Origin of the sequence: Pseudomonas donghuensis, from assembly GCF_000259195.1 — a bacterium.
Taxonomy (GTDB): domain Bacteria; phylum Pseudomonadota; class Gammaproteobacteria; order Pseudomonadales; family Pseudomonadaceae; genus Aquipseudomonas; species Aquipseudomonas donghuensis.
Genome location: NZ_JH650766.1, coordinates 158,707 through 167,606 on the forward strand (window position 1 = coordinate 158,707; position 8,900 = coordinate 167,606).

Genomic DNA, 8,900 nt, shown 5'->3' on the forward strand with positions numbered 1-8,900 from the left:
GCAGCAGGCCGACGAAGAGGATGACGGTCTTGCCCAGGGTCAAGGGCAAGGCCCAATACCAAGCCTGGCCGCTCTGGCCGGCAAACACCGGGACCAGGGTCAGCAGCAACACCGCCACCACATCCTGGAACAGCAGCACGCCGATGGCGTTCTGGCCGTGGCTGCTGAAAATCTCGCCGAGGCTGGTCAGCTCCTTGCTGACGATTGCCGTGGACGAGAGCGCAAGACCTGCGCCTAACAGCAATGCCGCGTTGCTCGGCATGCCCAGCAGGGCCAGCAGCCCGGCAAGCAGGATGCTGGTGCAGATCACCTGCAGGCTACCCAGGCCAAACACCACCTGGCGCAAGGCAAGCATCTTCGACAGGGAAAACTCAAGCCCTAAGGAAAACAGCAGAAACACCACACCCATTTCAGCCAGGTCCGGCAGCTCCTCACTTTCATTGACCCAGTCCAGGGCGGTAGGGCCAACGAACAGGCCGACGCACAAATAGCCGAGTACCGGCGGCAACTTCAGGCGCCGGAAGATAGCGATGACGACCAGCGATGAGGCCAGGATGATCAACAGGTTGGCAAACACAAAACACTCCCTTGCGAAAACAGCGAAAAAACCATTAAGTCTGAACGACTTGCGCCATTTGGCCATTGATGTGCATCAGCACTTCAATGCCGTTCGCCGACTTCAAGGGCGGCGCTCGACTGGCCCCGAATGCAGACCTAGAATAATGATCCGTTCCTACAGATGCTGGTACCCATAAATGCCTCCTGAATGCCAATTGTTCGGCACCCTGGGGTGTCACCTGTGTGAAGTGGCCGAGGCGCTGCTGATGCCGTTTGTCGAGCATGGGCTGCTGGTCGAGTTGGTTGATATTGCCGACCATGAGGGCATGTTCGAAGCCTATGGTCTGCGTATCCCTGTGCTGCGCCGATGTGATTCCGGGGCGGAGCTGAACTGGCCGTTTGACGCCGAACAAGTCGTGACCTTTCTGAAGTAAAGCAGTCATGGGCGGGGAGCCGCTTCCTGTCGTGCGTTGATTGAGCGGTGCGGGGACAATCCTTGGCGAATTCAAAACGCCAAGGAATGGTCCCATGCTGCTTTCCCCGCATTTCACGCTCGCCGAGATGACCGTCTCGGAAACCGCCGCACGTCGCGGTATCGACAATACCCCCAATGAGCAGATCATCAGCAACCTGCAACGGCTCAGCGCCGGGCTCGAAGAGATTCGCAGCCTGATCGGGCGGCCGATCCTGGTCAGCAGCGGCTTTCGCTCGCAAGCGCTGAACCAGGCGATCGGTGGCTCAGCCGGCAGTGTTCATACTCAAGGCCTGGCGGCGGATATCAACGCTGCCGGGTTGTCGCCCCGCGAGCTGGCCATGCGGGTAATGGACAGTGACCTGGTGTTCGATCAGTTGATCCTGGAGTTCGGCCAGTGGGTGCACTTTGGCCTAAGCGCCAATGTGCCGCGCCGTCAGGTGCTGACCATTCGCTACGACAGTGGTTATCTGCCAGGCCTGGTCTGACAGCGGCTGTCTGATTGACGCCGGCGACATCTCTGAATATGCTGTATATAAATACAGTGTAGGGGTGGCGCTTGCGTCGAGGGTCCGGATCAATGGTCAATGTCGAACAACTGAAATATTCCGTCAATCGCATGGCTGTCGAGGTCGTGAGTGAAGCGGTGCTCGAGTTGCGCCTTGACGGCCTGGTGCTGGAAGGCAAAACGCCGTTCAACAAAGTGCACTTCAATACGTGCTTCGCCGAGATCGAAGCCTTGTTCCAGCGTGCTGGCTATCATCGGCCACTGGATGTGGTCGGTTATCAGGGCCTGCTGTACGCCCTCTACGATCCCAGCCGTTGGGAGGCGGTCGAGGTGCTGCGCTGGCTCAAGGAGTACACCGAGGCTGCAGCCGCCGAAGCTGGCTGAGCGGGCGGGCATGGGGGATAATGGCCGGTCCACCTGTCTCGAGTGTTCCCATGGCCACGCCCCCCTTCGATCCGGCTCAGCATCAAGCCAGCACCGTGTGCCTGCCGCCTGGCAACTGGGCGACGGTACTCGATTGCTTGAGCGAGCACTTCAAGGCCATTGGCCGCGAGCAGTGGCTCGATCGCATCGCCCGCGGCCGGGTGCTGGATGCTCAGGGGGCGCCGATCAGCGCCTCGCTTGTCTACCGTCCGGGCCTGCGCATCCATTATTTTCGCGAAGTGCCGAACGAGAAGCCGATTCCGGTCGAAGAGGCCATCCTGCACATCGATGAGCACCTGGTGGTGGCGGACAAACCGCATTTTTTGCCGGTCACCCCGACTGGCGAGTATGTCGAGCAGACCTTGTTGCGCCGGCTGATCCGTCGTCTCGACAACCCCAATCTGGTGCCCTTGCACCGCATCGACCGGCATACCGCCGGGCTGGTGCTGTTTTCGGCCAACCCGCAGAGCCGTTCGGCCTATCAGTCGCTGTTCCCCAACCGGCAGATCGACAAGCGCTACCAGGCCATCGCCCGCGCCTTGCCCGAGCGTGCGTTCCCGTTGGTGCACAAGAGCCGCCTGGTCAATGGCGAGCCGTTCTTTCGCATGCAGGAGGTGGACGGGCTGAGCAACAGCGAAACCCTGGCCGACGTGCTGGAGAAAAACGGCGAACTGTGGCGCTACGGGCTGTCGCCGGTGACCGGCAAGACCCACCAGTTGCGCGTGCACATGACCGCGCTGGGCGCGAGTATCTGCAATGATCCGTTCTATCCGGACATCGTTCAGGGGCCGGACGACTACAGCAGACCATTGAAGCTGTTGGCCCACAGCCTGCGCTTCAAGGACCCGCTGAACGGTGCAGAGCGTTACTTCGAAAGCCGGCTGACGCTCGACTGGTAAGGCGCGAAGCCGCGCACCGCCAAAGGCGATGCGCGGAAGGGCTTAGCGGTTGAAACGCTCCACCAGCGAGTACTGGGTGGTCGCGGTACGGGTCAGCTCTTCGCTGAGCAGTGCCGAATGCTGGGCCTGTTCCGAGGTCTGGTCGGCCAGTTGGGCGATGGTGCTGATGTTGCGGCTGATTTCGTCGGCAACCGCAGTCTGCTCTTCGGTGGCGGCAGCAATCTGCGTGGCCATGTCGGTAATGTTGGCCACCGCTTCACTGATACCCACCAATGCCTGGTCGGCTTCCATCACCCGTGCAACGCCTTCTTCAGCCTGGCGATGACCGCTTTCCATGGTCTGCACGGCGCTGTTGGCGGTCTGTTGCAGCTTGGCGATCAGGCCGTGGATCTGCCCGGTGGACTCGGCGGTGCGTTGTGCCAGTTGACGCACCTCGTCAGCGACCACGGCAAAACCGCGCCCCATCTCGCCGGCACGGGCCGCTTCGATGGCGGCGTTCAGGGCCAGCAGGTTGGTCTGGTCGGCAATGCCCTTGATCACATCGACCACGCCACCGATCTCGTCGCTGTCGCGGGCCAGCTGCGTGACGGTCAGGCCGGTTTCGCCAACGGCAGCCGACAGGCGCTGGATGGCTTCGCGGGTTTCCCCGGCGATGTCGCGGCCACGGCCGGTCAGGCGATTGGCTTCCTGGGTGGCATCGGCCGTGCGCTGGACATGGTTGGCCACTTCCTGGGTGGTGGCGGCCATCTGGTTGACGGCGGCGGCGACCTGCTCGGTCTCGACCCGCTGGCGTTCCAGGCCCGAGGAGCTGTTGTGGGCCAGGGTGTCGGACTGGCGCGCTTGCTCGTTAAGGTGTTCGGCGGTGTCCTGCAGGCGGGTCAGGCAGGTTTTCATCCGTGCGTCCTGGCTGAGCATGGCCATTTCCAGGCGCGCCTGCACGCCGCGGCTGTCGGTGTACATCTGCGCGATCAGCGGGTCGGAGGTGGTCTGTTCGGCCAGGCGCAGCAGGCGCTTGAGGCCGCGTTGCTGCCAGCTCAGGCCGAGCAGGCCGAGCGGTACCGAGAGGCCGGCGGCCAGGGCGAAGCCCCAGGAGTGGCCCAGCCAGTTGCCGATCAAAAAGCCGACCTGGCTGACCAGAATGAACGGCAGCCAGTCCTGTACCACCGGCAGCCACTTGTCGCGACGCGGAATCGCCGGTTTGCCCTGGTTGATGCGCTGGTACAAGGCCTCGGCGCGGCGTACCTGTTCGGCGGTGGGCTTGACCCGCACCGACTCGAAACCCACCACCTGATTGTTCTCGAACACCGGCGTGACATAGGCGTTGACCCAGTAATGGTCACCCGACTTGCAGCGGTTCTTGACGATGCCCATCCAGGGCAGGCCTTGCTTGAGCGTGGTCCACATATGCGCAAACACTGCGGGTGGCACATCCGGGTGGCGCACCAGGTTGTGCGGCGCGCGCATCAGCTCCTCGCGGGAGAAACCGCTGATCTCGACGAAAGCGTCGTTGCAGTAAGTGATCACGCCCTTGGCATCAGTGGTCGAAATCAACCGTTGCTGAGCTGGGAAAGTCCGTTCGCGCTGGGTAATCGGCTGGTTGTTACGCATTAGCTGTTCAATCCGCAAGGCTTTCGAAAGGTATCGGCACGCCGGGGGTTTTGTTGAATGAATATTTGCAGGGTTTGATTTTGATCAAGGAGTCCTGATCTGACCTGCGCTAAGACATTCGTGCAAAGTTCAACAAATTAGCTGCATTCTTTCATGGTTTTGACACAAAAGTCAGCTAATGACCGCCTGTTCACGACGGCATCAGCATCGGGTAGCTGAAACCGGCAAAATGCGCCAGGTTCAGGCCGAAATGGCACAGAACCGCAGCGAAAAGGCCGCCATAACGGTAAGCCAGGCCATAGCCGATACCCGCCAGGCCAGCCAGCAACACCCATTGCCAGCCGCCACCCAGGTGGGCCAGGCCGAACAGTGTGGCGGCCAATGGCAGGGCCAGGTTCTGGTTCTTTAGCAGCCGTTGCAGACCGCCCTGGATATAGCCCCGGAACAGCAGCTCTTCAGTCAGGCACACCAGCAGCAGGTTGTTCATTGCCCAGACCCAGCCTTGCTCTGGCCACTTTGGCGCCCAGGCGACCATCCCCAACAGCCAGGCACCGCCCAGGCACACCGCGACAACCACGGGTAAGGTCAGGGCGAGGCTGGCCAATGGGCGCTTGTTCTTCAGTGCCAGCACCCAAGGGCAGGCCAGGAGCAGCCAGAAGCCAATCAGCGGCTTGTCGAGGTTCAGGTACATGGAAAAGGGCAGGGCGTCGCTGCTAAAGCGCACCTTGTCGATGACCTTGGCGCCGCTGAAGCCCGGCAGCATATGCAGGGCCAGGGCGATGGCCAGCATCACGAACAGGGCATGGCCGACCAGTTTCTGCCAGAGGCTGGCACGACGCACCAGCAGGCCGGCGCACAGCAGGGCAATCAGGGTGGGCAGGGCCAGCAGGCCGAGGTTGCCCTTGAACAGGGCGAAGATATAACCGAGGCCGAGCAGCGCCAGGCCGATCCATTGCGGAGCAAGCATGAGACATCCTTTGAAAAGCAAAACGTGAATCCTTCGACTGCGTTACTGCGGTCGAGGACACGCCTTTCGGCCATCCTTTGGCCATTACTGCTTATCCTACGTGTTCTGCGGCACAGGGCAAAGGCCCGGTCACCAAGGACCGGGCCCTGACTTCAGGCTGCGATCAATTGCCGCAGCACATAGTGAAGGATGCCGCCGGCCTTGAAGTACTCCACTTCGTTGAGGGTGTCGATCCGGCACAGCACTTCGATCTGTTCCTGGCGACCATCCTCGCGGCTGATCTTCAGGTTCAGGGTCATGTGCGGTTGCACCTGGGCATGGCTCAGGCCGAGTATGTCGATACGCTCGCGGCCATCCAGCGCCAGGCTCTTGCGGTTCTGCCCGGGCTTGAACTGCAGTGGCAGCACGCCCATGCCCACCAGGTTGGAGCGGTGAATACGTTCGAAGCTCTCGGCCAGCACCGCCTTGACCCCCAGCAGGTTGGTGCCCTTGGCGGCCCAGTCGCGGCTGGAGCCGGTGCCGTACTCCTGCCCGGCAATCACCACCAGGGGCGTGCCATCGGCTTGGTAGCGCATGGCCGCGTCATAGATCGCCAGCTTCTCGCCAGTGGGCACGTACAGGGTGTTGCCACCTTCTTCTCCGCCGAGCATTTCGTTGCGGATGCGGATATTGGCGAAGGTGCCGCGCATCATCACTTCATGGTTGCCACGCCGTGAGCCGTAGGAGTTGAAGTCGCGGGGCTCTACGCCCTTGTCGCGCAGGTAGTGTCCGGCCGGGCTGTCGGCCTTGATGTTGCCGGCCGGGGAGATGTGGTCGGTGGTCACCGAGTCGCCGAGCAGGGCCAGCACCCGGGCGCCGTGGATATCCTCGATCACCGGCAGCGGCCCGGTAATGGCATCGAAAAACGGTGGATGCTGGATGTAGGTGGAATCGTCCTGCCATACATAGGTGGCCGCCTGCGGCACCTCAATGGCTTGCCACTGGGCGTCGCCGGCGAACACCTCGGCATACTCCTTGTGGAACATCGCGGTATCGACGCTGGCCACGGCATCGGCGATTTCCCGCTGGCTTGGCCAGATGTCGCGCAGGTACACCGGTTGGCCATCCTTGTCGATGCCCAGTGGGTCACGGCTGATATCGATGCGCACGGTGCCGGCCAGGGCGTAGGCGACCACCAGCGGCGGCGAGGCCAGCCAGTTGGTTTTCACCAGCGGGTGCACGCGGCCCTCGAAGTTGCGGTTGCCCGAGAGCACCGAGGCGACGGTGAGGTCGGCGCTGGTGATGGCTCTCTCGATGGCTTCGTCCAGCGGGCCGGAGTTGCCGATGCAGGTGGTGCAGCCATAACCGACCAGGTCGAAGCCCAGGGCATCGAGGTACTGGGTCAGGCCGGCGGCCTTGTAGTAGTCGGTCACCACTTTGGAGCCGGGGGCCAGCGAGCTCTTGACCCAGGGTTTGCGCTGCAGGCCTTTCTCGATCGCTTTTTTCGCCACCAGGCCTGCGGCCATCATCACGCTGGGGTTGGAGGTGTTGGTGCAGGAGGTGATCGCAGCGATCACTACCGCGCCGTTTCTGAGCAGGTGTTGCTGGCCTTGATGCTCATAGCTGACTTCGCCGGCCTGGTCGGCATTGCCCACCGCCACGCCGCCACCGCCCTCGCTTTCCAGGCGGCCTTCTTCCTTGCTCGACGGCTTGAGTTGCAGGCCGATGAAGTCATCGAAGGCCTGACTGACATTGCTCAGGGCCACGCGGTCTTGCGGGCGCTTGGGCCCGGCCAGGCTCGCTTCGACTTCATTCATGTCCAGGGCCAGGGCGTCGGTGAATACCGGCTCCTGGCCGGGCAGGCGCCACAGGCCCTGGGCCTTGCAGTAGGCCTCGACCAGTTTCACCGTGGCTTCAGGGCGGCCCGACAGGCGCAGGTAGTCGAGGGTAATCTGGTCGACCGGGAAGAAGCCGCAGGTAGCGCCGTACTCCGGCGCCATGTTGGCGATGGTGGCGCGGTCCGCCAGGGGCAGGTCGGCCAGGCCATCGCCGTAGAACTCGACGAATTTGCCGACCACGCCTTTCTTGCGCAGCATCTGCGTGACGGTCAGCACCAGGTCGGTGGCGGTGATGCCTTCACGCAGCTTGCCGGTCAGCTTGAAGCCGATCACTTCCGGGATCAGCATCGACACTGGCTGGCCGAGCATCGCCGCCTCGGCCTCGATACCGCCCACGCCCCAGCCCAGCACGCCCAGGCCGTTGATCATGGTGGTGTGCGAATCGGTGCCGACCAGGGTGTCGGGGAAGGCGTAGGTGCGCCCGTCCTCTTCACGGGTCCAGACGGTGCGGCCCAGGTACTCAAGGTTGACCTGGTGGCAGATGCCGGTGCCCGGCGGCACCACGCTGAAGTTGTCGAAGGCGTTCTGGCCCCAGCGCAGGAAGGCATAGCGTTCACCGTTGCGCTGCATTTCGATGTCGACGTTCTGGGCAAAAGCCTGCGGGCTGGCGTAGCGGTCGACCATCACCGAGTGGTCGATGACCAGGTCGACCGGCGACAACGGGTTGATCCGCTGTGGGTCGCCGCCGGCCTTGGCCATGGCCGCGCGCATGGCCGCCAAGTCGACCACCGCCGGAACGCCAGTGAAGTCCTGCATCAGCACCCGTGCCGGGCGGTACTGGATTTCGCGGTCGGAGCGCCGCTCCTTGAGCCAGTTGGCCAGCGCCGAAAGGTCGCCGCTGGTGACGGTCTTGCCGTCTTCCCAGCGCAGCAGGTTTTCCAGCAGCACTTTCAGCGACATCGGCAGGCGCTGCAGATCGCCGAGGGTGCGAGCGGCGTCGGGCAGGCTGTAATAGTGGTAGAGACGATCATCGACCGTCAGGGTCTTGAGGGTTTTCAGGCTATCGAGCGAGGGCATTACCAACTCCTTCTGCGCCGGTGAACGGCAATCTTCCCTGCTGTCGCCGGTTCACCGCCTCTGTGACGGTCCGCACGGCACGGACCTGGCTGAACGGTCAGGTTAGCCCTGTTTGGCGGACCTGACCATGTACTGGACCGGCAGGAAGTGTCGCAGGTTCCGAACTTCCTTTATCATTCGCCGATTTACCGGCGCTGCGTATTGCGCCCGGTCAGGGTTGGCGTGATTGGGCGCCATCCGTCCTGGAGTGAAGATGAATACCCTGTTTATGCATTGCCGGCCCGGTTTCGAAAGTGAAGTCTGTGCCGAAATCGCCGAGCACGCCGCGCGCCTGAACGTCGCCGGCTACGCCAAGGCCAAGCCGCAGAGCGCCTGCGCCGAGTTCATCTGCAACGACGCCGAAGGTGCCGAGCAAATGATGCGCGAGCTGCGTTTTGCCCAGCTGATCTTCCCCCGGCAATGGGCCCGCGGCGCGTTCATCGAGCTGCCGGAAACCGATCGCATCAGCGTACTGCTCGACGCCCTGGCTGATTATCCGCAGTGCGGCAGCCTGTGGCTGGGGGGGGTGGGA

General features: G+C 62.7%; 8 protein-coding genes and 1 pseudogene. 5 read left to right on the forward strand and 4 right to left on the reverse strand.

Annotated elements, in window-relative coordinates; genetic code table 11:
• Nucleotides 1-577 (reverse strand): cation:proton antiporter domain-containing protein (locus UW3_RS29620; RefSeq protein WP_010223341.1); only part of this gene is annotated, 577 nt, incomplete at its 3' end.
• A 178-nt stretch (nucleotides 578-755) separates the two neighbouring features.
• Between UW3_RS29620 and UW3_RS0115100 the strand changes: the two genes are divergently transcribed.
• From UW3_RS0115100 to UW3_RS0115115, 4 genes are all read left to right on the forward strand, one after another.
• Entirely contained in the window at nucleotides 756-992 is a 237-nt protein-coding gene (locus UW3_RS0115100; protein WP_010223342.1) for a glutaredoxin family protein, read from the forward strand.
• 94 nt (nucleotides 993-1,086) lie between these two features.
• On the forward strand, nucleotides 1,087-1,518 hold the full coding sequence (locus tag UW3_RS0115105; protein WP_010223343.1) for a D-Ala-D-Ala carboxypeptidase family metallohydrolase: 432 nt from the start codon (nucleotides 1,087-1,089) through the stop codon (nucleotides 1,516-1,518).
• 92 nt (nucleotides 1,519-1,610) lie between these two features.
• Nucleotides 1,611-1,922, forward strand: coding sequence for a hypothetical protein (locus UW3_RS0115110; RefSeq protein ID WP_010223344.1), 312 nt, complete (start codon nucleotides 1,611-1,613; stop codon nucleotides 1,920-1,922).
• A gap of 50 nt (nucleotides 1,923-1,972) precedes the next feature.
• A complete protein-coding gene (locus UW3_RS0115115; protein ID WP_010223345.1) occupies nucleotides 1,973-2,860 on the forward strand; it encodes a pseudouridine synthase in 888 nt (295 codons plus the stop codon).
• A 42-nt stretch (nucleotides 2,861-2,902) separates the two neighbouring features.
• Here the strand turns inward: UW3_RS0115115 and UW3_RS0115120 are convergent, their stop codons facing one another.
• The 3 genes from UW3_RS0115120 to acnA form a co-directional block, all read right to left on the reverse strand.
• Nucleotides 2,903-4,468, reverse strand: coding sequence for a methyl-accepting chemotaxis protein (locus UW3_RS0115120; RefSeq protein ID WP_010223346.1), 1,566 nt, complete (start codon nucleotides 4,466-4,468; stop codon nucleotides 2,903-2,905).
• Nucleotides 4,469-4,658: 190 nt separating this feature from the next.
• Complete coding sequence (locus tag UW3_RS0115125) at nucleotides 4,659-5,435, reverse strand: CPBP family intramembrane glutamic endopeptidase (protein ID WP_010223347.1); 777 nt, start codon at nucleotides 5,433-5,435, stop codon at nucleotides 4,659-4,661.
• Nucleotides 5,436-5,587: 152 nt separating this feature from the next.
• Nucleotides 5,588-8,329, reverse strand: coding sequence for an aconitate hydratase AcnA (gene acnA, locus UW3_RS0115130; RefSeq protein WP_010223348.1), 2,742 nt, complete (start codon nucleotides 8,327-8,329; stop codon nucleotides 5,588-5,590).
• Nucleotides 8,330-8,582: 253 nt separating this feature from the next.
• Here acnA and UW3_RS29625 point away from each other — a divergent pair.
• Nucleotides 8,583-8,900 (forward strand): annotated as a pseudogene (locus tag UW3_RS29625) (23S rRNA (cytidine(2498)-2'-O)-methyltransferase RlmM); the annotation flags it as partial.